This is a genomic window from Methylobacterium sp. 001424705 (genome assembly GCF_059816145.1).
This window is the reverse complement of sequence record NZ_JCBANU010000001.1, coordinates 323204-347158: the sequence shown is the minus strand read 5'-3', so window position 1 is coordinate 347158 and position 23955 is coordinate 323204. Positions and strand designations below refer to the sequence as shown.

22 protein-coding genes are annotated in these 23955 nt (G+C 71.9%); 10 read left to right on the top strand and 12 right to left on the bottom strand.

Features of this window, described 5'->3' with window-relative positions; all coding sequences use genetic code 11:
- Positions 1–48: 48 nt before the first annotated feature.
- The 3 genes from AC6EUL_RS01640 to AC6EUL_RS01630 form a co-directional block, all read right to left on the bottom strand.
- Positions 49–318: a YiaA/YiaB family inner membrane protein gene (locus AC6EUL_RS01640; RefSeq protein ID WP_055948388.1), complete on the bottom strand. Its 270-nt coding sequence runs from the start codon at positions 316–318 to the stop codon at positions 49–51.
- 233 nt (positions 319–551) lie between these two features.
- A complete protein-coding gene (locus AC6EUL_RS01635) occupies positions 552–1241 on the bottom strand; it encodes a PspA/IM30 family protein (RefSeq protein ID WP_499868456.1) in 690 nt (229 codons plus the stop codon).
- Between the two features lie 85 nt (positions 1242–1326).
- On the bottom strand, positions 1327–1794 hold the full coding sequence (locus AC6EUL_RS01630; protein ID WP_056270768.1) for a tRNA (cytidine(34)-2'-O)-methyltransferase: 468 nt from the start codon (positions 1792–1794) through the stop codon (positions 1327–1329).
- 109 nt (positions 1795–1903) lie between these two features.
- Between AC6EUL_RS01630 and AC6EUL_RS01625 the strand changes: the two genes are divergently transcribed.
- The 4 genes from AC6EUL_RS01625 (at position 1904) to AC6EUL_RS01610 (ending at position 7652) form a co-directional block, all read left to right on the top strand.
- The gene (locus tag AC6EUL_RS01625; RefSeq protein WP_499868454.1) at positions 1904–3775 is read left to right on the top strand and encodes an ABC transporter ATP-binding protein; all 1872 of its coding nucleotides are present in this window, start codon (positions 1904–1906) and stop codon (positions 3773–3775) included.
- Between the two features lie 313 nt (positions 3776–4088).
- On the top strand, positions 4089–4298 hold the full coding sequence (locus AC6EUL_RS01620) for a hypothetical protein (RefSeq protein WP_056212464.1): 210 nt from the start codon (positions 4089–4091) through the stop codon (positions 4296–4298).
- A gap of 192 nt (positions 4299–4490) precedes the next feature.
- Positions 4491–6476, top strand: coding sequence for a right-handed parallel beta-helix repeat-containing protein (locus tag AC6EUL_RS01615; protein ID WP_499868452.1), 1986 nt, complete (start codon positions 4491–4493; stop codon positions 6474–6476).
- A 210-nt stretch (positions 6477–6686) separates the two neighbouring features.
- Positions 6687–7652, top strand: a complete 966-nt coding sequence (locus tag AC6EUL_RS01610) for a UDP-glucuronic acid decarboxylase family protein (protein WP_056494819.1) — start codon at positions 6687–6689, stop codon at positions 7650–7652.
- A gap of 18 nt (positions 7653–7670) precedes the next feature.
- Here the strand turns inward: AC6EUL_RS01610 and AC6EUL_RS01605 are convergent, their stop codons facing one another.
- Both AC6EUL_RS01605 and AC6EUL_RS01600 read right to left on the bottom strand, forming a co-directional pair.
- Positions 7671–9782: a GumC family protein gene (locus AC6EUL_RS01605; protein ID WP_499868450.1), complete on the bottom strand. Its 2112-nt coding sequence runs from the start codon at positions 9780–9782 to the stop codon at positions 7671–7673.
- A 155-nt stretch (positions 9783–9937) separates the two neighbouring features.
- Positions 9938–11335: an O-antigen ligase family protein gene (locus tag AC6EUL_RS01600; RefSeq protein WP_056270752.1), complete on the bottom strand. Its 1398-nt coding sequence runs from the start codon at positions 11333–11335 to the stop codon at positions 9938–9940.
- Positions 11336–11762: 427 nt separating this feature from the next.
- On the opposite strand from AC6EUL_RS01600, the gene AC6EUL_RS01595 reads away from it, so the two are divergent.
- On the top strand, positions 11763–12824 hold the full coding sequence (locus AC6EUL_RS01595; protein WP_499868449.1) for a helix-turn-helix domain-containing protein: 1062 nt from the start codon (positions 11763–11765) through the stop codon (positions 12822–12824).
- 40 nt (positions 12825–12864) lie between these two features.
- Here AC6EUL_RS01595 and AC6EUL_RS01590 read toward each other — a convergent pair whose 3' ends face one another.
- Entirely contained in the window at positions 12865–14169 is a 1305-nt protein-coding gene (locus AC6EUL_RS01590; protein WP_499868447.1) for a lipopolysaccharide biosynthesis protein, read from the bottom strand.
- Positions 14170–14191: 22 nt separating this feature from the next.
- Complete coding sequence (locus tag AC6EUL_RS01585) at positions 14192–15193, bottom strand: lipid II:glycine glycyltransferase FemX (protein ID WP_056212449.1); 1002 nt, start codon at positions 15191–15193, stop codon at positions 14192–14194.
- Between the two features lie 200 nt (positions 15194–15393).
- Between AC6EUL_RS01585 and AC6EUL_RS01580 the strand changes: the two genes are divergently transcribed.
- Positions 15394–16173, top strand: a complete 780-nt coding sequence (locus tag AC6EUL_RS01580) for a polysaccharide deacetylase family protein (protein ID WP_499868445.1) — start codon at positions 15394–15396, stop codon at positions 16171–16173.
- 8 nt (positions 16174–16181) lie between these two features.
- Positions 16182–17306 (top strand): glycosyltransferase family 4 protein, encoded by a 1125-nt coding sequence (locus AC6EUL_RS01575; protein WP_499868444.1) that lies wholly within the window; start codon positions 16182–16184, stop codon positions 17304–17306.
- Between the two features lie 13 nt (positions 17307–17319).
- Here the strand turns inward: AC6EUL_RS01575 and AC6EUL_RS01570 are convergent, their stop codons facing one another.
- Complete coding sequence (locus tag AC6EUL_RS01570) at positions 17320–18144, bottom strand: WecB/TagA/CpsF family glycosyltransferase (RefSeq protein ID WP_056212444.1); 825 nt, start codon at positions 18142–18144, stop codon at positions 17320–17322.
- Between the two features lie 56 nt (positions 18145–18200).
- Positions 18201–19466 carry a glycosyltransferase family 4 protein gene (locus AC6EUL_RS01565; RefSeq protein WP_499868442.1) on the bottom strand — a complete coding sequence of 422 codons (1266 nt, stop codon included), beginning with the start codon at positions 19464–19466 and terminating at the stop codon, positions 18201–18203.
- Positions 19467–20138: 672 nt separating this feature from the next.
- On the opposite strand from AC6EUL_RS01565, the gene dps reads away from it, so the two are divergent.
- Positions 20139–20693, top strand: a complete 555-nt coding sequence (gene dps / locus AC6EUL_RS01560; RefSeq protein ID WP_056270740.1) for a DNA starvation/stationary phase protection protein Dps — start codon at positions 20139–20141, stop codon at positions 20691–20693.
- 189 nt (positions 20694–20882) lie between these two features.
- On the opposite strand, the gene AC6EUL_RS01555 is transcribed toward dps, so the two are convergent.
- The 3 genes from AC6EUL_RS01555 to arsH all read right to left on the bottom strand — a co-directional run bounded on the left by AC6EUL_RS01555 (position 20883) and on the right by arsH (position 23010).
- A complete protein-coding gene (locus AC6EUL_RS01555; RefSeq protein ID WP_056270737.1) occupies positions 20883–21764 on the bottom strand; it encodes an esterase/lipase family protein in 882 nt (293 codons plus the stop codon).
- Positions 21765–21876: 112 nt separating this feature from the next.
- Positions 21877–22128, bottom strand: a complete 252-nt coding sequence (locus AC6EUL_RS01550; RefSeq protein ID WP_056212438.1) for a DUF2171 domain-containing protein — start codon at positions 22126–22128, stop codon at positions 21877–21879.
- Between the two features lie 84 nt (positions 22129–22212).
- Positions 22213–23010, bottom strand: a complete 798-nt coding sequence (gene arsH, locus AC6EUL_RS01545; protein WP_499868438.1) for an arsenical resistance protein ArsH — start codon at positions 23008–23010, stop codon at positions 22213–22215.
- A gap of 47 nt (positions 23011–23057) precedes the next feature.
- Between arsH and AC6EUL_RS01540 the strand changes: the two genes are divergently transcribed.
- Positions 23058–23405: an ArsR/SmtB family transcription factor gene (locus tag AC6EUL_RS01540; RefSeq protein WP_056212433.1), complete on the top strand. Its 348-nt coding sequence runs from the start codon at positions 23058–23060 to the stop codon at positions 23403–23405.
- Positions 23405–23830 (top strand): arsenate reductase (glutaredoxin), encoded by a 426-nt coding sequence (gene arsC, locus AC6EUL_RS01535; RefSeq protein WP_056353059.1) that lies wholly within the window; start codon positions 23405–23407, stop codon positions 23828–23830. Before AC6EUL_RS01540 ends, arsC begins: the two co-directional genes overlap by 1 nt.
- Positions 23831–23955 lie beyond the last annotated feature (125 nt).

The window sequence follows — 23955 nt, the reverse complement described above, 5'->3', positions numbered from 1 at the left end:
CCCGCCGCCCGGCCGTCAATTCGCCGGGCGGCGGTCGGGGCGCAGCGCTCAATCCTTGACGGACATCAGCAGCCGCTCGGTCTTGGCGTCCTCGATCCGGTTGACCATGCGCCGGCCCTCGTGGACGTCGCGGATGGTCTTGGTGGCGGTGATGCAGGACTGCACGAGCATGATCGTGCCCATGGCGAGGTAGCCCTTGATCCAGATGTCGATGGGCATGAACAGGATACCGAGGCCCACCATGGCGGCGGAGCCGAGGAACGAGGCGTAGGTGAAGGCGACCCAGGCGCCGGAATGCTGCGTGGTCTCGTTGGTCATGGGGATTCTCCTCGGGTTGGGGTGATTTCGGAAGGTGGGTCTGGCGATGAAGCTCGCCGCGCATTCCCTCTCCCCCTTGCGGGAGAGGGTGGCCCGCGAAGCGGATCGGGCCGGGACGAAGTCCCGCGAGAGGGGAGCGCGCTGTTCGGAGAGGTCGCCCCTCTCCCGCCTGCTCCGCAGGCACCCTCCCCCAGAGGGGGGAGGGGCCCGCTTGCGCAGCCGCTGCGCGGCAATCAGGCGGCCGGCTGGCGGGGCGCCTCGGCCCGGGCGCGCAGGCGGTCGAGGATCGCGGACGGGGCCGGGCGGGAGCTCGGGCCGAAGCCGGCGCGCGCCATCCGCTCGGCGAGGTCGGCGCCGGGCTCGGCCTCGCGCAGGGCCTCCTCGGTGTCGTCGGCCTCGGCCTGGAGACTGCGCAGTCGCGCCAGCGTCGCCTCGGCTTCCTTGAGGGTCGCCCGGTCCTGCGGCGCCGGGCTCACCCGCAGGCGGCGGGCCGTCTCGGCCGCGGCGGCGAGGCGCCGGCCCCGTTCGAGGTCCGCCTGGCGCCGGGTGGCGTCAGCGACCGCCGCGCGGATGCGGACGAGTTCGGCGGCGAAACGGCCGCGGGCGCCGCGGATGGCGTCGCGCTCGGCCTCCAGTTCGGCGATCGCCTCGGCGGCCTCCGACGCCAGGTCGTCGCGCCCGGACTGGAGTGCCGCCACGGCGCGAGTCTCGAGGTCGGTGGCGCGGGCCTCGACCTCGGCGAGGCGGCGCTCTTCGGCCCGGTCGCCGGCCACCGAAGCCGCCAGCGCCTGGCGGCTGCGCTCCAGGGCGGCGCGGGTCTCGCGGATCTGCTGGTCGAGGATGAGGAGGGCGTTGCGGTCGAACAGGTCTTCTTCGGAGCGGGCGGCGGCGCCGCGGGCGAGGGTGCGAAACAGTCTGAGCATCGTCGGGCTCCGGGTCGGTGGTTGCGGTCCACCCCCCGGTTGTCGCAGTTTTTGAACACTGTTCAAGTGCGCAATTGCACAGCGTTCAATCCGACCGTGGGAAGCCGCCGGTCTGGCGCAGGGCCTCGCCCAGGATCATCGCGGCGCAGACCGCGACGTTGAGGGAGCGCAGGTCGGCCCGGATCGGCACCACCACCCGGGCATCCGCCGCGGCGTGGACGGCCTCGGGTACGCCGGCCGATTCCCGGCCCATCAGCAGGCAGTCGCCGTCCCGGTAGGCGAAGTCGGTGTAGGGCAGGGCGCCCTGCGTGGTGGCAAGGACGAGGCGGATGGTCTCCGCCCGGCGCCACTCCGAGAACGCGTCCCAGGAGCGGTGGCGGGTGACGGCGACGCGGTCGAGGTAGTCGAGGCCCGCGCGGCGCAGGTGCCGGTCGGAGACGTCGAAGCCGGCGGGCTCGATGATCTCGACGGCGGCTCCGAGGCAGGCGGCGAGACGCAGGAGGGTGCCGGTGTTCTGCGGGATGTCGGGCTGGTAGAGGGCGAGGCGGAGCATTGGCGGCGTCTCAGGATGGGGGCGGGCGGGTCCGTGCGGCATCGCCCCCCGGTTGGCAGGCGGTCAAGGCGGCATAGTTAAGCGTGCGCTGCAGCAACCGGATGGTCTCATGTTTCTCGATTGGCTCGAGCGCCGGATCGACACCTTCGCGCCGTTCGACGACGGCCGTATGCCGCCGAAATCCGTCCTCGGCTTCGCGGGCTTCTACCTCCGGCCGATCCGCGGCGCCCTGGCGATCCTGTTCGTGGTGGCGGTGCTGGCCGGGTCGGTGGAGGCCTCCCTCTACCTGCTCATGGGCTGGTTCATCGACCTCCTGAACAAGGCCGACCGCGCCACCCTGTGGCAGGAGCACGGCACCGGCCTGATGCTGGCGGCCGGCCTCCTGCTGGTGGTGCGCCCCATCACGATCTGGCTGCACGAGATCCTCTCGAACCAGCTCATCGTGCCGCAGGCGACGAACCAGATCCGCTGGCGCACGCACCTCTACACCCTCGGTCACTCGCTTTCGTACTTCCAGGCGGATTTCGCTGGGCGCTTCGCCAACCGGGTGGTGCAGGTGGGCCCGGCGGTACGCGAACTCGCCGTCGTCTTCATCGACACGCTGCTCTACGTCGCGATCTACGCGGTCACGGCGGTCGGCCTGTTCGGCTCGATCTCCCTGTGGCTCGCCCTGCCGGTGGTGCTCTGGATCGCGGCCTACGCCGCCCTGACCCGCTGGTTCGTGCCCCGGGCCCGGTCCCGCTCGCTGCTCACCGCCGACACCCGCTCGGCCCTGATCGGGCGCATCGTCGACAGCTACACCAACATCCTGACGGTGAAGCTCTTCGCCCGCGACCGCGAGGAGCGTGCGGCGGTGCGCGATGCCGTCGACGTCCACACCAAGGCCTACCTGCACCAGTTCCGCCTGGTGAGCAGCACCACGACCCTGCTCGGCCTCCTCAACAGCCTGCTGATCCTCGCCACCGCCGGCGTCTGCGTGATCCTGTGGCAGCGCGGCGGCATGACCACCGGCGAGGCCTCGGCCGGGCTCGCCCTGGTCCTGCGCCTGATGGCGATGTCGGGCTGGGTGATGCAGACCGTGCGGGGCATCTTCGAGAATGTCGGCGTCATCCAGGAGAGCATGCAGACGATCGCCCGTCCGCACGCCATCACCGACCGGCCCGATGCCGGGACCCTGGCGGTGACGGGCGGCGACATCCGCTTCGAGAACGTCAGCTTCCATTACGGCCGCGACGACGCCGCGATCATCGAGGGCCTGAACCTGCACATCCGGCCGGGCGAGAAGGTCGGCCTCGTCGGCGTCAGCGGCGCCGGCAAGACCACGATCACCGCCCTCCTGCTGCGCCTGCACGACCTCGAAAGCGGGCGTATCCTGGTGGACGGCCAGGACATCGCCGGCGTGACCCAGGGGTCCCTGCGCAGCGCCGTCGCCATGGTGACCCAGGACACCTCGCTGCTGCACCGCTCCATCCGCGACAACATCGCGTATGGCCGCCCCGACGCCACCCAGGCCGAGGTTGAGCGCGCCGCGCGGCTGGCCCAGGCCGACACGTTCATCCGCGATCTCGTCGACCACAAGGGCCGCACCGGCTACGACGCCCAGGTGGGCGAGCGCGGCGTGAAGCTCTCGGGCGGCCAGCGCCAGCGCATCGCCATCGCGCGGGTGATCCTCAAGGATGCGCCGATCCTGATCCTCGACGAGGCGACCTCGGCCCTCGACAGCCAGGTGGAGGCGGCGATCCAGGAGAGTCTGGACACCCTGATGGAGGGCAAGACGGTGCTGGCCATCGCCCACCGGCTCTCGACCATCGCGGCCCTCGACCGCCTCATCGTCCTCGATGCCGGACGGGTCATCGAGGAGGGCACCCATGCCGAGCTGATCGCCGGTGGGGGACTCTATGCGCGCCTGTGGCAGCGCCAGTCCGGCGGCTTCCTCGCCGACGGCCTGGCCGCGCAGCCCTACGAGGCGGCCGCCGAGTAGGGGGGCTCGCCGGCAGACGGTGTCCAGTTCCGGGACATCCGTGCTGCACCGCACACGGGCGGTGCTGGCTTTGCCGGAGCCTTGGGCAGGGGGCGTTGGGCGGGTTTGGCGTCAGGCCGAAGAAACCCAGCGTCAAGAGGGATTTAGGATCGGTTTGCCCAGGGCTTAGGCAATTCCTGCCCTTTTCATGTCCACCCTGCATAGCAGACCGGCCGCCTCAGCCCTCGTGCTGCGCTGCGGCGACGCCTACATCAGGGCCATGGCGACGGGGCGACAGACCCCGTGGCACGAACCGTTTCGGACCCAGACTCCCATGGTACACGCGATCCTCAACCACATCCGTTCCTCCTGGAAGGAGAACGCCTCGGCGCGCCAGATCGCCGACCTGACAGACCAGCAGTTCGCCGATATCGGCGGCGACCGCCTGGACAGCCGCCTGCTCGACAAGGCCCGCCGCCACCGGGTGCGCGAGACCGTGCAGTTCCACAAGTCGGTGGGTGTGTTCTCCTACCCGACCGCCTAAGATCACCGAGGCGCCCTGACCGACATCCCGTCGTCGGGGTGCCGGTGAATCAAGGGGCGCCGCTTGGAGCGAGGCAACCGGACTTCTGCCAAGCGCACGTGGACCCGTCGGAACGCGGGCAAGCGACGGAACGCCGTCGCGTCCCGTCTCCGGGCCGGCCTCGCGGCTATCCTCCTCTCCGCGACCCCGGGCGTGGCCCACGCGGCCGAGCCCGTCGTCATCACGGTCGATCCCCAGTCCGGCGCAGCCGCTCCGAAGCGCGCCGTCGGTCACGCCGTCGTCGCCACCCTGCCGGAAGCCCTGGCCTTGCGCCGCACTTGGCAGAAGGCTTGGCGCCGATCCGATCCGCGTCGCGCGATCGAGATCGTCCTCGCGCCGGGCCTTCACCGCCTCGCCGAGCCCGTCCGGTTCGGTCCCGAGGATGGCGGCACGACGGCCGCCCCCCTGGTGGTGCGCGGCAGCCCGGACGGCACCAGCCGTCTCGTCGGCTCCATTCCCCTGCAGCCCGCACCCGGCGGCATTCCCGCCGATCTCCTCGCGCGCCTGCCCCCATCCGCCCGGACCCAGGTCCGCGCTTATCGGCTGCCGGCGGCGGCCGGCCTCGAACCCCGTATCCAGGAACCCCGCACCCTCGCACAACGCGACGCCCGGGTGAACCTCGCCGTCTTCGACGGGGCCGGGTCGCTCTGGCCGGCGCGCTGGCCGAATGCCGGCTGGGCGAAGGTGGCGGCCGCCTCCGACGACGCGCCCGGCTTCACCATCTCGGACGGCCGCGCGGCCGGCTGGCGCGGCGAGCCCGACCTATGGGCCGAGGGCTACTGGCACTGGGACTGGCTGTTCGAGGCCTTTCCGGTGGTCGGCCTCGATGGAGCGGCCAAGCGCCTGACCCTCGGGGACCGGCCCTATGAGGGCATCGCCCGGGGCGCCCGCTACCGCATCGTCCACGCGCTCGCCGAACTCGATGCGCCCGGCGAATGGTGGCGGGACGTGGGCTGGGGCGTCCTCCTGGTCTGGCCGCGCAATCCTGCCGCCGCGCCGGAGGTGGCGGTGACCGACACCCTGCTGGCGGTTGAGGGCGCGTCGCACCTGCGTCTCGAAGGGCTGACCCTCGAACAGGCGCGCGGCGACCTCGTCCGGGTCGCGGACGCGACCGACGTCGTCCTGTCCGGCGTGAATCTGCGCCGGACCCCCGGCCGGGCCCTGTCGATCGCGCGCGCGACCGCCAGCGGCCTCGAGCGCAGCAACGTGGCGGAAACGGGTATCGGCGCCCTGCGCCTGTCGGGCGGGGACCGGGCCAGCCTGACCCCGGCCGGGCTCTTCGTGCGGGATTGCCGGATCCGCGACTACGCCCAGGTGGCACGGACCCAGAGCCCGGCGATCACCCTCGACGGCGTGGGCCAGGTGGTGGAGGGCAACTACATCCACGACACCGACGAGTACGCCATCCACTTGCGCGGCAACGACCACCGGGTCGCCTGGAACGAGATCGCCCGGGTCCTGTCCGGCTCGACGGACAGCGGCGCGATCTATTCCGGCCGGGACTGGACCGCCCGCGGCACGGTGATCGAACACAACTACCTGCACGACATCCGCGCCGCGCCGGGCTTCGAGATCAAGGGCGTCTATCTCGACGACATGGCGAGCGGCGTCACCGTGCGGGACAACCTGTTCGTCCGCGTCGACCAGCCCGTCTTCCTCGGCGGCGGCCGCGACAACCGCATCGTCGACAACCTGTTCGTGGACTCGAGCCCGGCCATTCACGTCGATGCCCGCGGCCGGACCTGGGCCCGGGACGCGATCGCCGACCCGCAATCGGAGCTGCGGGCGGCCTTCGCGGCGATGCCGGTGGGCTCCAAGCTCTGGCGCGCCCGCTATCCCGGCCTGGCCACGATCCTCCAGGACGATCCGGCGGCGGCGCGCAACAGCCTGACCGGGAACGTCTTCCTGGACAGCGACCCGTTCCGGTTCGCCGACGGCGCCCGGGCCGACGAGCAGGTCCGGTCCGGCAATCGTGGCCCGGACGGCCTGCGCCTGCCCGCCGACGCCCCCGCACAGGGTGCAGCGCGCTTCGGCACGGTGCTCGACGCGGCGGGCGCGGTGGTGCGGCAGGCGGATCTCGCGCGGCTGGACCGCGACGCGCGGCTCGCCCCCTCTCCTCCGTCCCCGGCGGAACGATAGCCCCGAACCGCGGGCGGCCCCCGGTCGGTCTCCGGCCGGGACGCATCGGGTCCTGCGCGGCCGCGTTCGCCGCGGAGACATCGGTCGCGCGGGTCGATACGGTGGCGGACGCCCCATGATCGCGGCCCCGCTGCGCCTTCGGGTCGCGCGCGCCGAACCCCGGCGACCACGACGGTATCATCCTGCAATGCGAGGCGGTTCGGATCCGGCATGCGATACGGCGAGACGAAGACGGTGCTGGTCACCGGCGGGGCGGGCTTCCTGGGCTCCCACCTCTGCGAGCGCCTGCTGGAACAGGGCCACGAGGTGCTCTGCGTCGACAACCTCTTCACCGGGTCCCGCCGCAACATCGCGCCGCTGCTCGACAATCCCCGCTTCGAGTTCATGCGCCACGACGTGACCTTTCCGCTCTACGTCGAGGTGGACGAGATCTACAATCTCGCCTGTCCCGCCTCGCCAGTGCACTACCAGTTCGATCCGGTGCAGACGGCCAAGACCAGCGTCATCGGGGCGATCAACATGCTGGGGCTGGCCAAGCGCCTGAAGATCAAGATCTTCCAGGCCTCGACCAGCGAGGTCTACGGCGACCCCGAGGTGCATCCGCAGCCGGAAGAATACTGGGGCCGGGTCAATCCGATCGGGCATCGCTCCTGCTACGACGAGGGCAAGCGCTGCGCCGAGACGCTGTTCTTCGACTACCACCGACAGCACAAGCTCTCGATCAAGGTGGCGCGGATCTTCAACACCTACGGCCCGCGCATGCACCCGAACGACGGGCGGGTGGTGTCGAACCTCGTGGTTCAGGCCCTGCGCAACGAGGACATCACGCTCTACGGCGACGGCTCGCAGACCCGGGCCTTCTGCTACGTCGACGACCTCATCGACGGCGTCCTGCGCCTGATGGCGACCGGCCCCTCCGTGACGGGCCCGATCAACCTCGGCAATCCGGGCGAGTTCTCGATCCGCGCGCTCGCCGAGCTGGTGATCGCGCTGACGGGCTCGCGCTCGCGCATCGTCGCCCGCCCGCTGCCCGCCGACGATCCGCGCCAGCGCCGCCCCGACATCGCCCAGGCCAAGGCGCTTCTCGACTGGGAGCCGACCGTGTCGCTGCGCGAGGGGCTGATGCACACGATCGGCTATTTCGACCGGCACCTCGGCGCCGACACCCCCGCCTGACGGGGGTGTTCCGGCGCCTCAGTCGAGCGCCTCGGCCCCGGTGAGCACGAGGCCCACGAAGGGGCGCGGGCCGATGGCCGCGAGCGCCCGGTCGAGGGTGGAATAGCGGCTCTGTCCGTGCCGGACGGTGACGAGCACCGCCGTGACCCGGGGATCGGCCGCCAGGCGCTCGGCGATGGCGTCGGCCCCGATCAGGCCCACATGGATCACCACGAGGTCGTAAGCGTCCTGGGTGCCCAGGATGCTGTCGACGTAGTGGCGCAGGTCGCTGCGCGCGGTCTGGCCGTCCTGCGGGATGAGAGCGAGGCCCGAGCGGTGGCGCACCAGCACGTCGGAGAGGTCGGATCGGCCCGGAACCGGGGCCCCGCCCCGCCGGGGCGGCAGCCCGACCTCGCGGGTCACGGTGCCGTCGGCGGAGGCGTCGACCAGGAGGACGCGCTCATTCTCCTGGGTGGCCGAGGCGGCGTAGTCGAGGGCGAGCATCGAGCGGCCCGCGACGTCGTCGGCGGAGGTGACCACGATCACGTGCGGGCGCTTGGCCGGCAGGTCGCGCCGCAGGCGGTTGCGCAGGCGGGTGATGGCGACCTCGTAGGGCCCGCTGCCCAGGCGGTCCGTCCCGTTGCGGGCCCCGCGCGGCAGGGTCGGCAGGAGCCCGAGGACGAGGCGCTGGGTCCGCGCCTCCAGGCGGGTGCGCGACCGGATGCGCCCGCTGAACTGCTCGGCCATCAGGCTGCCGCCGATCCCGAGGCCGAGTCCCGCCACGAGGGCGGCCGCCAGGACGAGGGCGGCGGGCGGCCCCTGGCGCCGGGTCGGCGGCAGGGCCGGCGAGATGATGCGCGAGGTGGAGGTGTCGAGCTGCTGCTGCTCCTGGAGTTCGCGCGTGCGCACCAGGAAGGCTTCGTAGACCCCGCGCCGGGCCTCGACCTGGCGCTCCAGCTCGCGCAGCTTCACGAAGCTGTCGCCGACCTTCAGGGCCTCGGCCTTGCGCTTCTCCAGGGCCTGCGAGAGCTCGGTGACGTTGGCGAGGCTGGCGCGGTACTCGTTGCGGATGGCCGCGCCGATGCGCTTCACCTCGGCGTCGATCTGGTTGCGGGCGCTGCGCACCTGCACGTCGGAGGCGTTCATCGCCGGGTGACGCTCGCCGAGGCTTAGGGCCGCGTCGGCGCGCTGGCGCTCGGCCTGGGCGAGCTGGCTCCGCAGCTGCCCGATGGTTTGGGACTGCAGCACCTCCTGGATCGAGTCGAGCTTGGCCGGGTCGCCGCCGGCGGCGCCCTCGATCTGGCGCAGCTTCGCCTGCTGCTCGGCAGCCTTGGCGCGGGCGGCGCCGAGCTGGTCGCTGAGCTGGCCGAGCTGCTGCTCGCTGACGAGCTGGGTGCGCGTGCCCACGAGGTTGTTCTTCGTGCGGAAGGCCTGGGCCGCGGTCTCGGCCTGCTGGACGCCGTCGCGCAATTCGCCGAGGCGGCTGTTCAGCCCCTCCCGCGCCCGGCGGATCGCCTCGGAGCGGGTGCCGATCTCGGTGGCGAGGTAGGTCTCGGCGATGCTCTGGGCGAGGCGGGCGGATTTCTCGCGGTCGTTGGACGAGACCGAGACGTCGACCGCGAAGCTGCGCTCCAGGCGCCGGGCCGACATCCGGTCGCGCAGGGCCCGCAGGGCGGTCAGGGCGGGGTCGGCCTCGGGCTCGGCGGGGCGCCCGAGGAGGTGCCCCACCCAGGCGCGGAAGCGGTCGAGGGCGCCGGGCTCCACGAAGTCCGGGTCGGTGGCGAGGTGCTGCGTGGCCACGACCTTGCGCAGGACGTCGTCCGACTGCAGCACCCGGAGCTGGCTGTCCACGAGGAGCAGGGTGGATTCGTTGGCCTGGCCCTGCGGGTTGGCCTCGTCCTTCAGCACGGATAGGCCGCGCGGGTCGATGAGGAGCTGGACCGTCGCGGCGTACTGGGCGGGCAGGGCGAGGTAGCCCGCCGCCAGGCCCAGGAGGACGAGGATCGGCAGGATCACGGTTGGCCAGCGCCGGCGCAGGATGCGGCCGACCTCGCTCATGTCCAGGAACCAGGGCAGCGACTCGCGCGACGGCTCGGTGCCGGCACCGAGGTGCTGCAGGATCGCCGGGGGGGCGCGTTCGATGACAGCCATGGACGCTTTCCGTTACGCAATCGGCGAGGACTGGGGCCCGGGGCCGCCCGTGTCCCGCCCTGGGACACCGCGGTCCGCCGAGTCCCGGCCCGGTCGGTCGATCCGGCTGATTTCGGCACGTCGCGCGCCGAAGGCCGCCGGGTGGAGGGCGCGTTTCATGAAATGCGCCACGTGCTCGGGAGGCCGGCCTCGGGGGCGGGCGGGCGCGCAACCGGCGCGGGCGCCGGGGCGCGGGGATAGGCCGGCACGCGCCCGTCAGGCGGCAGCTGGACGCGGATGAAGGCGAGCAGGCCCGCGAGCGCCAGGACGTTGACGTTCCAGTCCTGGAAGATCCCCGGCGTCGTCATGCCGTTGAGCACCAGCATCAGCACGGAGGCGGCCACGAAGCGGCGCCCGCCGAGGTCGAGCTTCATGCCCCAGGACAGGGTGGTGAGCAGGACCACGAGGGCGAAGCCGAGGCCGATCAGCCCGGTGCCGGCCCAGGCGCTGAGGAACATGTTGTGCGAGCTGGTGATGAAGACGTCCTCCCGCCCCAGGGTCTCGGCCAGGGCGGTGGTGGGGATCAGGAGCTGGATGAAGCGGTCGCCCGCCGAGAAGCCCGATCCGGCCAGCCGGTCCTGGGTCGCCGCGATGAAGGTCGGCCAGAAGGTCGAGCGCCCGGTGCCGTTGGCGAGCTCGATGGCGGGCTTTTGGAGGATCGTGGCCAGAAGGTCGAGGAGCGCCGGGAAGGCCGCGAGGTCGAGCATCAGCAGGACGAAGCCCACGATGGCCAGGAGGGCGCCCGCGATGCCGAGGCGGCGCAGGACGGCGTGGCGCGAGGACATCAGCAGGGCCGGGCCCACCGCGACGAGGGCGCCGGTGCTGGCCGCCGAGCCCGCGATGACGAAGCCCGCGAGGGCGAGGGCGAGGTAGGTCCGGCGCCGGCGCTCGGGCGGCCGGAAGATCACCAGGAAGCCCAGCATCGCGCAGACGAAGGGCATCATGTTGTTCTTGGCGGCCGAGAACACGATGCCGTGCGCCAGGCTGTCCAGGATGATCGGCAGCACGGCGACGAGCCAGGCCACGGTGATGATCGCCAGGAGGTCGGCAAAGCGCCGCTCGATGTCGGTCCGGTCGAAGATCACGATCGAGGCGTGATAGAAGATGAACAGTTCGGCGCTGCGATAGAGGGTGTAGGGCGGCACGATCGACCAGGCGGCGCTCAGCGTGTTCACGCCGATCATCAGGGTGAAGGGCAGGTAGGGCATCGCGAAGGGCAGCAGCGCCACCCGCCGGTCGAGGGCGATCTTTCCGAACAGGTAGAGGCCGGTCAGTCCGGTGAGCACCAGGGTGATGATGTTGGAGGCGCTCAGTCCTTCCTCCAGCACCGCGTTTCCGTCTTCCCGCGGCACCGTGAAGACCAGGGGCATGAACGCGAAGGTGCAGACCAGCACCATCGGCAGCACGAGCCGGGCATCCAGCGGGCGAACCGCCGCCGCGAGCCTGCGCCGGACCACGGGATAGAGCATCGTGAACCAGGCGGGGATCGCCAGGACGAGAAACAGGTTCAGCACGCGTGTTCCTCCCTGGTGGCCTGCGGGTCCGACGCTGACGACACTTCCGGTGTGAAGCGTTTCATCGATGTGAATTGCTCCCGAAACGCGACCGGACTTCGACAATATCGTAAATGCCGGCCGAACGGTCTCGACGACTCTCGGTCGCAGAAGACACAGGCGGGGAAAAGCTTGTGGACGACCGGCCCCGGCCCGCTTGCCCGGCATCGACCTCGACACGGAGGGCCCGGCCGGCCGGCGAATCCTAGCAAAGAGGCCATGTCCTCCAATGGCGACGCGACGAGCCGGGTTTCTCGACGAACTTGTGCTTGTCTAAGCCTGCCCTTTGAAAGTACGGACACAACACAGGCCGGGGCTGGGCGAGTCCGGCGGGCGTCCCCAGTCCACGACGGCCCTCGACGCGGCGCCGACCCTCGAACGAGATGCGATGTCCGAGAATTCCGCTCCGGGAGATCCCGCATCCGAAAATCCCGCGTCCGACGATCAGGCCGCCGCGATCCCGTGCGACCGGTTCCGCTTTCCCGCCGATCCGGACCGGTGGGCGCGCGCCTGGGAGGAGCATCTGGCGTCGATCTACGCGGTGACGGTCGCCCGCGATGCCGACCTGTCGGCGGGCTTCGGCCTGACGACCTACCATTTCGGGTCCGTGCTGCTCGGCAGCGTCTCGGCGCCGGTCCAGCGCCTGGAGCGCAACGCCCGCATGATCGCGCAGCAGGGCATCGACCACATCCTCCTGCAGTTCTACACGGTCGGGCAGAGCAGGGTGGCGAATGGGCGCCGGGCCGCCGCGGTGAAGCCGTGGCAGCTGGTCGTCTTCGACATGGCCCAGCCGGTGGTGACCGAGGCGGAGGCCGTCTGCGCCACCAACATCATGCTGCCCCGCGCGCTCCTGGCCGAGCACGGCGCGACGATCGAGGGCCTGCACGGCCAGTCCCTCGATTACGGCGGCACGCCGGTGCGCCGGCTGTTCCACACCTTCCTGTCCGGGCTCGCCGCCTGTGCCGGGGGTTTGAGCGCCCACGAGGCCCACCACCTCGCCCGTTCGGCCGCGCACCTGTGCAGCGCCTGCTTCCAGCCGGAGGAGGGCGCCGCCCGTGCCGCGGACCAGCTCACCGGCATCGCGATCCGGCGCTTCATCGAGGCGGAACTGGGCTCGGAGGCCCTGGATGCCCAGGCGATCCTCGCCCGGTTCGGCCTCTCCCGCTCGAAGCTCTACCGCCTGTTCGAGGCCGAGGGCGGGGTCGCCGCCTACATCCGCGAGCGGCGCCTGTTGCGCGCCATGCGCCTGCTCACCGCCCCCGGCGGGACGCCGCGCGTCTCGTCCGTGGCCTACGCCACCGGGTTCTCCAGCCAGAGCGCGTTCAGCCGCGCCTTCAGCCGGCGCTTCGGCGTCCTGCCGCGGGAGACGGGCCTGGGCGAGGCCTTGTCCGGCATGGGCCGCGAGGCCCAGCTGCCCCTCTTCTCCTGGATGAAGACCCTGGCGGCCTGACGCCGACGGATGCGGGTCTCCGACGGGTCCGGCCGGGGGCTCAGCCGCCCCGGGCCGAGCGTCGGCGCAGGGTCAGGATCAGGTGGGTCGCCGACACCGCGTGCCCGATCGTGATGACGAGGGCCGCGCCGGTGATGCCGTCATAGGCGATGAGCGGCACCATGATCGTCAGGGAGACGACCAGGCTGACGACGAAGGCGCGGAAGACCGGGCCGGTCTCCTGGATCGCCCGGAAATACTGGGTCACCATATCGCGCAGGAAGATGCAGGCGACCGCCAGCGCCAGGATCCGCACGCTGGCGGCGTAGTCCGCGAACGCCGGTCCGAAGACGAGGGTGAGCCAGGTCCCCGCCGGAAGCGCGATGGCGAGGAGGAGCAGGGCGACGACCGGGCCGAGGGTCAGCGTCGCCTTCTCGAGATAGGCGCGCAGGGCTCCCTCGCCGCCGGTCTCGTAGGCCCGCGCCGCCGCCGTGGGCAGGATGTTCTCCGTGGCGGTGAGCAAAATGATGACGAAGCCCACGAGGTACTGCGCCGCGCGCAGGCCGCCGATCGCCTCGTCGCCGAGCATGATCCCGGCGAGGATCCAGGCCATCTGCTCCTGCCCGAAGGTGACGAAGACCAGGGGGAACATCCAGCGGCCGATGCCCCAGTGCCGGCGCGCCACCGGCCCGAGGCGCAGGGCGCGCCGGGGGGCGCGCCAGATCCCGTAGGCGAGGGGGGCGGCGGTGACGAGCGCGGTCCCCGCCAGGGCCGCGGTGGCGAGGGCGGCGTCGAGGGGCAGGCCCGCCCCCCAGGCCGCCCCGAGCACCAGGGGGAAGGCGACGGCCCGGGCGGTGTCCATCGCCACGGCGACGAGGCCGCGCCCCCGGGCGAACAGCGTCCGGCGGACGGTGAGCTGGAGGTTCTGCGCCAGCGCGAGCCCGGCACCGGCGAGGACCACGCCCCACTCCACGGCGTGGTGGCGCAGGGCGAAGATGCCCACGAGGGCGAGGGCCACCCCGGCGGCGGCGGCGAGGGCGGCCAGGAGGGCCGCGGCCAGGACGGTGGCGTCGTAGGTCGGGGCCGACCGGCGCCCCTGCGCCGCGAGCGTCATCATGGGGGCGGTCACCAGGGCGTTGTGCAGCCCCTGCGCGAAGGCGGTGACGATCAGGATCAGGACGAAGAGGCCGAATTCCTCGATGCCGACCAGGCGTGCGGTGACGATGCCGCTGACGAAGCCGAAGCCGCTGACGACGGCCTGGTCGAGCAGGGAGGCCAGGGCCGGACGCCGGGCGAAGCGCCGCGCGCGGGCGACGAGCCCGGCCTCGTCGCCGAGGGGCTGGATCACGGGAGCTTGCGGGACCATCGACCTCCGGGGGATGCCTCGCTCAGCGATAGGACAGGAACGCCGCCGCGGCATCCCGCAGGCGGGGGGTGCGGCCATAGATCCAGCGCGGGCCGCTCAGGGCCGGCCGCTTGCTCAGGCCGTGCTTGAACTCGAACACGCCGCGGTTGCCCGCCGGGTCGATGCCGCCGAAGTCGAAGGTCTCGCGGCCCTCCGCATGGGCCTGCTCGACGAAGCGCCAGACCGCCAGGGTGGGCGCGGCGCAGGCCCGGGCCCGGTCGTTCGAGGCCGTGTAGAAATCGGTGAAGCGCCGACCCGAGACGTGGGCGATCCGCACCAGCACCCGCTCGCCCTTCTCCCGCACCTCCAGGATGCGGTGATGGGGATCGCGCGCGACGAGGTCGCGGAAGAGCGGTCCGTCGAGGCTGTCGCGGAATCCCTTCTGGGCCTGCAGCGCGCCGTACATCGTCCAGAACGCGTCGAAGGCCGCGAGGCGCTCGTCGAGGTCGGTGAGGAAGCGGGTGGTGAGATCCGGGTTGCGCTCGGCCTTGCGCAGGGCCTTGCGCCAGCGCTGGTCCATCGCCTGCAGGAGCGGCGCGGTGCCCCCCGTGAGGTCGAGTTCCAGGGTGAAGTACTTGGCCGACTGCGCCGGCACGAAGCCGTGGCCCAGCAGGGCGAGGAGGATGGCGTCGGACTGGAAGTGCTCGAAGCTCACCGCCAGGAGATCGAGGCGCCCGAGGGCGAGGTGCTCCAGCAGGAGGGCGACCACCGCCTCGGCGTGCTTCTCGCCCTTCTCGGTGAGGAGCGGGCAGCCCTGGAGCAGGACGAACCGCACGAAGCCCCGGCGCTTCACCTGAACCTGGATCAGCCCCACCGGCGCCTCGCTGGCGTCGCGCACGATGAGACGCGTCACGGCCCAGCCGACCTGAGACTTGTACGCGCCCCACATCCACGAGGCGAAGACGTTGCCGTTCGGCAGAGCCCAGATCGCTTCGTCCCAGACGGCCGGATCCAGGCAGGGACGGATGCTCAGTACCGCGCTCATCGGAGCTTCATGCCTCGTGTCCTCGACGCATCCCTCGCGGGACGGGCCTTCCTACGGCGAAACGCTTGTCATCCCTTCCTGCGGACCGGAGATCTCCCGCCCAGACTGCGAAGATCCTTAATTTAACGCTGTTGGCGAATGCTGCCGGGGATCGGTGTCCCATCCGTGCCGCCCGGCCGCGAAGCTGCTAACGTCCCGGGATGCCGAGGACGCTCGAACACTTCATCCGCGACACGCCCGTCCTGCGCGAGGCGGCCCTGCGGGTGCGGGCGCTGTCCCGGTCGATGGCGGCGGCGCCGGCGGGTCTCTACACCCTGTGCTACCATCATGTCGCGCCGGGCGAGCAGGCAGGCTTCGCCCGGCAGATGCGCTTCCTCGGCCGCCACGGCACGTTCGTCACGGCGGACCGGGCCGCCGACCTCGTCGCGAGCGGCACGGCCGGGCAGGGCCGCCACTTCCTCGTCAGCTTCGACGACGGCTACGCCGACACCCACGGGGTGGCGCTCCCCGTGCTGCGGGCGCTGTCGATTCCCGCGATCGTGTTCCTGGTCAGCGACTGGGTCGACGCGCCCCCCGGCGGGGACCGGGCCGGCTACATGGACCGCGCCGCCGTGGCCGACTGGCTCGCCGCCGGGCTCGACGTCGGGTCGCATTCGGCGAGCCACCGCAACCTCGGGCGTCTCGCGGCGACGGAGGTCGCCGGGGAACTGGGTCGGTCGCGCCGGGACTTGGAGGCGATGACCAGCCGTCCGGTCCGGCACTTCGCCTGCCCCTGGGGCGTGGCCGGCACCGACTTCGACCCGGGCCGCGACCCGGCCCTTGCCCGCGACGCCGGCTACCACAGCTTCCACACCACCCGCCGGGGCGTGGCCCGGGGCCCGGAGGATCTGCTGCTGATGCCCCGCCACGTCCTCGAACCCGCCTGGGGGCTCTACCAGATCGATGCCCTCGTGGGCGGGCCGACGCGCGCCGCCCGATGATCCACGCGATGAGCCGCCGCGCATCCGGGCGCCGCGACGGACCCGTCGTCATCGTGATCGGCGCCCGCGCGCCCTACATGCACCGCCTCTACGAGCGCCTGGGAGCGACCCTGGACCGGCCGCTCCACGTCCTCGCCTGCAGCGCCCGGGAGGCGGCCCGGCACTGGGAGATGCCCGAGCCCGAGGCCTATCGCTTCGCCGTGGTGCCGGGGCTGCGCTGGTACCGCAGCGCCGTGAGCAACCTCTACATCAACCCCGCCATCGTGCCGCGTCTCGCGGCCCTGCGGCCCAGCCTCGTCGTCGTCAACGACTTCGCCCCCACCATGCTGATGGCCGCCGCCGCGGCGCGGTGGCTCGGGGTGCCCTACGGCCTGCGCACCGACGGGGTGCCGGAGACCGATCCGGGCCGGCGCTCGCGGCCGCACCGGGCGATGCGGCGCCTGCTGGTGCCGGGGGCGCGCTTCGGCCTCGGAGCGAGCGCCGGCAGCCTCGCGCTCCTCGAAGGCTACGGCCTCCCCGCCGACCGCCTCGCCCTGGCGCCGCTCTTCCCCGCCTGGGAGCCCGGCCCGGCCGCCACGACGCCGGAGACGGAGCGCCCCTACGACCTCCTGTTCTGCGGCATCCTGAACGAGGACGTGAAGGGCGCGCGCTTCTTCACCGACGTCGTCCTCGCCTGCCAGGCCCGGGGCCGGACCCTGCGGGTCCGGGTCGCGGGCGACGGCCCCCTGCGGGCGGAGATGGAGTCGCGGCTGGCGGCGGCCGGGATCGCGGCCCAGTTCGACGGCTTCGTGCAGCAGGCCGACCTCGGGGCCGTCTACGCCTCGGCGCGCCTCTTCCTGTTCCCGAGCCGCGGCGACGTCTGGGGCATCGTGCTGCAGGAGGCCCTGCAGAGCGGCGCGGCGGTGCTGGCCTCGCCGCATTCGGGCGCGGCGCGCGAGCTCGTGGCAGCCTGGGATTGCGGCGAGGTCCGCCCCCTGACGGTGGCGGGCTGGGCCGAGGCGGCGCTGGCGCTCCTCGACGATCCCGCCCGGCGCGCGACCTATCGCACCCGGGCCGTCCCGGCCCTGGCGCGGTTCTCCCTCGAGGCCGCGACGGGGGCCTATTGCGCGGCTTTGGCCCCCGTCGTCGGCTGAGGGGCGCCCGCTCTCAGACCGGCCGGACCCCGCCCGGGCGCGGGGCGCGCTTGGCGCAGCGGGCCCGGTCGAGGGCCACGATGGCGAGGAAGCGCGGCACCACCTGGGCGTAGCGGGCGCGCAGGCGCCGGGGCTCCTGGATCAGCCGGTAGAGCCATTCGAGGCCGCACCAGGTCATCAGCCGGGGCGCGCGCGGGATCGTGCCGATGTTCACGTCGAAGGCGGCCCCGACCCCCATGGCGATGACGCCGGGCAGGGCGGGCGTGTGCGCTTGCATGAAGAGTTCCTGCTTGGGCGTGCTCAGGCCGATCCAGAGGATCTGGGTGCCGTTGGCGCGCAGGCGCGCGTAGAGGTCCTGGGCCTCGGGCTCCGTGAGCGGCCGGTAGGGCAGGGTCTCGGCCCCCGCCACGGCGAGACCCGGCGCGCGCCGGGCCATCTCGGCGGCGAGCTTCTCGGCGACCCCCGGCCCGCCGCCGAGGAAGTAGTGGCGCCAACCCGCCTCGAGTCCCGCGCGGCACACCGCCTCGACGGATTCGATGCCCGGCACCTGCGCGATGGCCGTGTGGCCGCGCAGGCGCCCGACCCAGGCGAGGGGCCGCCCGTCGGCGCAGACCAGCAGGGCGGCGTCGTGGGCGGCGCGCACCTCCGGCTCGTCCTGCGCCCGCACGATGCCGTGGGCGTCGCGGAAGACCACGAAGGTCCCGGGCGCCGGAGCCTGCCGGCTCAGGCGGCGCCGGAGCGCGGCGACCAGGCCGGCCATGTCGGTGATCGAGATCGGAACGCCGCCGAGGAGGAAGTGGGGGACGTCCGGGTCGTGGCCCCAGGCGCGCACGGGCATGTCATGGTCCGGTGTGAGAGGGCGCGAAGTCAGAGGGCGCGAAGTCAGGGGGCGCGTCATGCGGCAGCCCGGGGCATGGCGGCGGAACGGGTGGCGATGGCTTCGCGGTAGATCGCGAGGGCGCGCGCGGTGACGGCGTCCTCGGTCCAGTCGCGCTCGTAGGCGAGGCGGGCGTGGCGCCCCATCGCCCGCGCGGCGTCCGGGTCGTCGACGATCCGGTCGAGGGCCTGGGCGAGGGCGTGGGGATCGCGGGGCGGGACGAGGAGGCCGGTGCGGCCCTCCGTCACGAGGTCGGCGAGGGCGCCGATGCGCGCGGCGACCACCGGCGTGCCGAGGCTGAACGCCTCGGCGATCACCATCGGCAGGCCCTCGTACCAGTGCGAGGGCACCACCAGGGCGGCCGCCCGCGCCATCGCGGCCTGCACGGCCGTGGGGTCCTGCGGGCCGAGCAGGGTCAGGCCGGGCTCGCGGGCGAGGGCGTCCGCCTCGGGCCCTTCGCCGATGACGGTGATCGGGGCCCGGGTCAGGCGCGCGGCCGCACTCAGGGTGCCGACGCCCTTCTCGGGCATGAGCCGTCCGACGAACAGGATGCCGGCCCGGGGGCCGCGCGCGTCGAGGCCCGGATCGGCCAAACCGTTGGGCTTGATGCGGATGCGGCTCTCCGGCAGCCCGGCGGCGAGGAAGCGGGTGCGGGCGAAGGGCGTCAGCGCGATGAAGCGGTCGACGTCCCGTTCCCAGGTGCCGGCGCGCCGGTGCACGTCGATCATCCGCGCCACGGCCAGGGACCCCAGGCGGGACCCGCGATAGCAGGCGTGACGCACCGCCTGGTAGGGCGAGCCGGTCACGCAATCCTCGCAGGGGCGGGACTCGCGCATGAGGATGCCGTTGGCGCAGGTCACGCGGAAGTTGTGCAGGGTCTGGACGGTGGCGACCCCCTCGGCCCGGACCGCGGCGTGCATGCCCGGCGACACCTGCGGGAAGACGTTGTGCGCGTGCACCACGTCGGGGCGGAAGGCGCGGACGGCCTCCACCACGGCGGCGATCCCGCGCGGGGCGTGCGGCGCTTCGTAGGCGGTGCGCAGCCGGTCCCAGCCCGTCCGGATCGCGGCATTGTCGAAGAACAGGGTCTCCACGACCTGCCCGGCGCGGCGCAGGCTCGCCACCTCCTGGGCCACCACCGAATCCTCGCCACCGCGCACCTGATAGCGGTTGTGAACCACGAGGATGCGCAGGGGCGCGGCCGTGACGGGGCCCGCGGGCGTATCCCGCCGGTCCGGAAGCGCTGTGGTCGGGCGACGCTGTGCGACTTCTGGTTCCATCATCGCAGGATGCCAAGCCACGGAGAATGGCAGCGGGGCTGCCGGCGAAGAGCGAGACGATCGTGACGTGATCGTCGGTGTTTTGCAAGAATAACAGCGTGTCCTTTAAGATTTCACACCGCGGAACGACAAGCATTGTAAACTGCCGTTCACCAAGATCTTACCAAGTTTGATTGCGTTGCGTCAGAACCCGTCGACCACCATGCATCGCCCCGAATTGTGGGCCCCTCGGCGAGTCGTTTCGCGGTCGGGCCAGCGACAAAGAGTCGTCGTTCAAGATTAGGGGAGCGCCTTGGACTGTCAGTCCGGCCTCTCCGGGGCCAACGCCGTTTTAGCGTGGCCGTTCGCGCCGGTGGCGCGAAAGCCAATTTATGGTTGACGATCGCCCGCCCGTGCCGCGCCGGCCCGGTCGTGCGGGATTCGGGCCGGATCGGATCGGCCGGCCCATGCGGGAATCGCATGCCGCGGGGTGTGATCCCCGCAGATCAGGGATGCGCGACCACAGGGCCAGGAACATGGGCCGGGGCCTGTCGTTGATGGGGCAGACTGATCGCACGGGCGGCGCATCTCGCCTGCCCGAGATCATGTTCCGCCGACATCGGAGGCTCGGCGTCGCGACCGCGCAGGCTGCGGGATGAGCGACGCGCCTTCCATGAGACTTGAAGGACGAACCGAATGGCCGATTCCAAGACCCAAGCCGGAAACCAGCGTCTCCACGAGACCCAGAACGGTACGAAGTCCAACGCGAAGAAGGTTTCGATCGAGGTGCTCAACGCGCGCCTGTCGGACGGGATCGACCTCGCCCTCGACGTGAAGCAGGCGCACTGGAACCTGAAGGGACCGCAGTTCATCGGCATCCACGAGATGCTCGACGGATTCCGGACCGAGCTCGACGACTACAACGACAAGGTCGCGGAGCGCATCACCCAGCTCGGCGGCACCGCCCGCGGCACCGCCCAGGCGGTCGCATCGGCCTCGCAGCTGAAGGCCTACCCCCTCGACGCCTACGCGATCGCCGACCACCTGGCCGCACTGATCGACCGCTACGGCGTCTACGCCAACGCGGTGCGTCAGAACATCGACGACACCGACGAGGCCGGTGACGCCGGCACCGCCGACCTCCTCACCGAGGTGTCGCGCGGCGTCGACAAGCAGCTCTGGTTCCTCGAGGCCCACGTGCAGGAGCCGACCGGCGCTCTGCGCGACGGCGACCACGCCGGCCAGCGCTGAGCGCCAGCCAAGAACCGACGGATTGGGGGACGCCACGCGGCGTCCCCTTTTTCGTGGGCGGAGTGCCGTGACCGGACGACCGGTTCCCTTCGGTGGTCGCAAGACCTCCCAACCCCCGTCCGGCGTCCTGTGCGGGTCTCGTCTCCTTCTGGGAGAGGGAGCGCCTTTGCGTCTCGCAGGGGCGGCCGGTCACCGACGCCGTCCGACCGCCCCGGTCTCCAGAAACCCGCTCGCGATCCGCGAAAACTCCGGCGTGCGCAGGTAGCCGTAGGATTTGTGGTGGTTCGCCTCGCCCGTGGGCCGCCGGTAATCGTTCACCACCCGGTGATCGGCGATGGCGACCCCGGTGTCGCTGGGAGCGTAATCCTCCGCCAGGGTGCCGGTGACGGTGGCGATGTCGTTGCCGTCGGCGAGGTTGGTCCAATGCTTCAGGTTGTTCGGCACCCGGGTGGCGCCGAATTCGCTCGCGATCTTCATCTTCACCTTCGCGAGACCGAGGGGCGAGCCGACCGTGATCAGGTGGTCGACGCGCAGGTCCGGCGCGTCGCGCTCCAGCTGCCGCAGGACGTCGTAGGCGATCACCGAGCCCATGGAATGGGCGACCAGCAGGATGCGGTGGTCGCGAAATGCGGCGAGGCGCTCGCTCAGGCGGGTCCGGACCTCCGCCGCGAAGGCGCGTTCGCCGTGGTAGTGCCAGAGATCGTCGAAGCGGTGCTCCAGGATGACGTCGTCGACGAGGGTGACCCCCGTCAGCCCCTCGATGCGGTCGATCCCGGCATACAGGGTGGCCAGCACGTCCTGACCCGTCAGCCTCGGTGCATCCTCCTCGGCGGGGAGGGGGTCGGAGGTCGCCTGGGGGCGGTAGGGCTCGGCGAGGTCGTCGCTGGCCAGCGGCGTCTCGTAGCGCAGGTCGGCCCAGTAGACGAAGGCGAAGGTGAACGCGGCGCCGTCGACGCCCTCGTTGCGCGCCAGGCCCTCGGCGATGGCGTCCCGCCACCAGCGCGTCTTCTCATCGACCGGCGGCTTGTTGGCCAAGCCGTGGATGCCGACGATGACGCTGGGCCGTTCCATGATGTCCGAGGGCGTCCTGATCGTGGGGGGGCGGTTCTGCCGCGCTCACCGGGGAGCTAGGGTCGATGGCGCGGCCGGCGACCGGGCGAAAGGTCGCCCGGCGGGAGGGCGCTCAGCCGGCATCTTCCCAGTAGCCCCGGACATCGGCCGCCGTGGCGGTGAGGTGGACCTGCTCGTCCACCCGCTCGACCCAGGACAGCGGCAGCAGGTGGTGGCGGCCATGGGCCGCCGGATCGGACCGCGTCAGCTTGATGAGGGTATCGCCCTCCATGTGGTCGACCGTCCCGACATGCAGTCCGTCCGACGATCGCACCTCCATGTGCGCCGCGATCGCCTGCGCCGTGATCTCCGATGGCTCTGCCATGTCGCCTTTCCGCCTTGGACCCTTCGTGCCACAACGGCCAAGCGCCGCCCTGGTTCGACCCCGCGGGCGCTTCGCCACGGGGCCTCAGGCGGGCCGCTTCGTGAAGCCGATATCCGCCGCCACCGCCCGGAGCCGCTCCGGCTCCCGCTCCTTGCGCTCCGAGTAGCGGTCGACGAGGTAATCGGCCCGCTCGCGGGTCAGGAGCGTGAACTTCACGAGTTCCTCGCAGACATCGACCACCCGGTCGTAGAGCGGCCCCGGATTCATCCGGCCGGCGGCGTCGAACTCCCGGTAGGCCATCGGCACCGAGGACTGGTTCGGGATGGTGATCATCCGCATCCAGCGCCCCAGGACGCGCAGGCCGTTGACCGCGTTGAAGGATTGCGAGCCGCCGGACACCTGCATCACCGCCAGGGTCCGCCCCTGGGTCGGGCGCACCGAGCCCTCCGACAGGGGCAGCCAGTCGACCTGGGCCTTCATTACGCCGGTCATGGCCCCGTGGCGCTCGGGGCTGACCCAGACCTGGCCCTCGGACCAGACCGAGAGGGCGCGCAGTTCCTGCACCTTGGGATGGTCGGCGGTCGCGTCGTCCGGCAGCGGCAGGCCGTGCGCGTGGTAGATCCGCACCTCGCCGCCCATGGCCTCCAGGAGGCGCGCCGCCTCGTAGGCCAGGAACCGGCTGAACGAGCGCTCCCGCAGAGACCCGTAAAGGATGAGGAAGCGCGGCGCGTGGGTGAAGGCTTCGCGGATCCCGAGGTCGGCGGAGGTCGGGACCGCGAAATGCGTCGCGCTCAGGGCCGGCAGCCCATCGGCGAAGGGCCGCGGGGGCCCGGCGCGATCGGTCCTGTCCCCATCGGTCGTGTTCGGATCGGTCTTGTCCAAGGGCTCGGCATCCTCTACGTTTCAATGATGTTTGAAACATTGACATCATGATGGACGAGGGGCAAGCCGTCGCCGCCTTCGCGGCCCTCGGCCAGGAGCACCGCCTGCGCATCGTGCGCCGCCTCGTCACCGCCGGGCCGGACGGCCTGGCGGCGGGGCTGCTCGCGGAGGCGGTCGGGGTCTCTGCGACCAACCTGTCGTTCCACCTCAAGGAACTGAGCCGCGCCGGCCTCGTCACCGCGCAGCGCGAAGGCCGCTCGATCCGCTACCGCGCCGCCTACCCGGACCTGTCGGCGCTGATCCAGTTCCTGATGCGCGATTGCTGTCAGGGCCGCCCCGAGGTCTGCGCCCCCGCCGTCGCCGCCCTCTCGACCTGCTGCCCGGAGCCCGCCTGATGGACGTCGTCATCTACCACAACCCGGCCTGCGGCACGTCCCGCAACACCCTCGGCCTCATCCGCAACGCCGGCCTCGAGCCGCACGTCGTCGAGTACCTCAAATCGCCCCCGACCGGCGCGCTGCTGCGCCGCCTCGCGGAGCGGGCGGGCCTCACCCTCCGCGATCTCCTGCGCGAGAAGGGGACGCCCTATGCCGAACTCGGCCTCGACGACCCGACCCTCAGCGACGACCAGCTCCTCGACGCCATCGCGGCGCACCCGATCCTCCTCAACCGGCCCCTGGTGGTGAGCCCCCTGGGCGTCGCCCTGTGCCGACCCTCCGAGACCGTGCTCGCCCTGCTCCCGCCGCAGCGGGGGGCCTTCGCCAAGGAGGATGGCGCCCCCGTCGTCGATGCCCAGGGGCGGCCGGCCACGAGCCTCTGATCCCGCCCGGGAGCAAGTCCTCGCCGGGGAGCAAGACCTCGCCCCGGTGAAAGAACTCGCCCCGGTGAAAGAACTCGCTCGGCTGAAAGAACTCGCCCGGGTGAAAGAACTCGCAAGATTTCGTC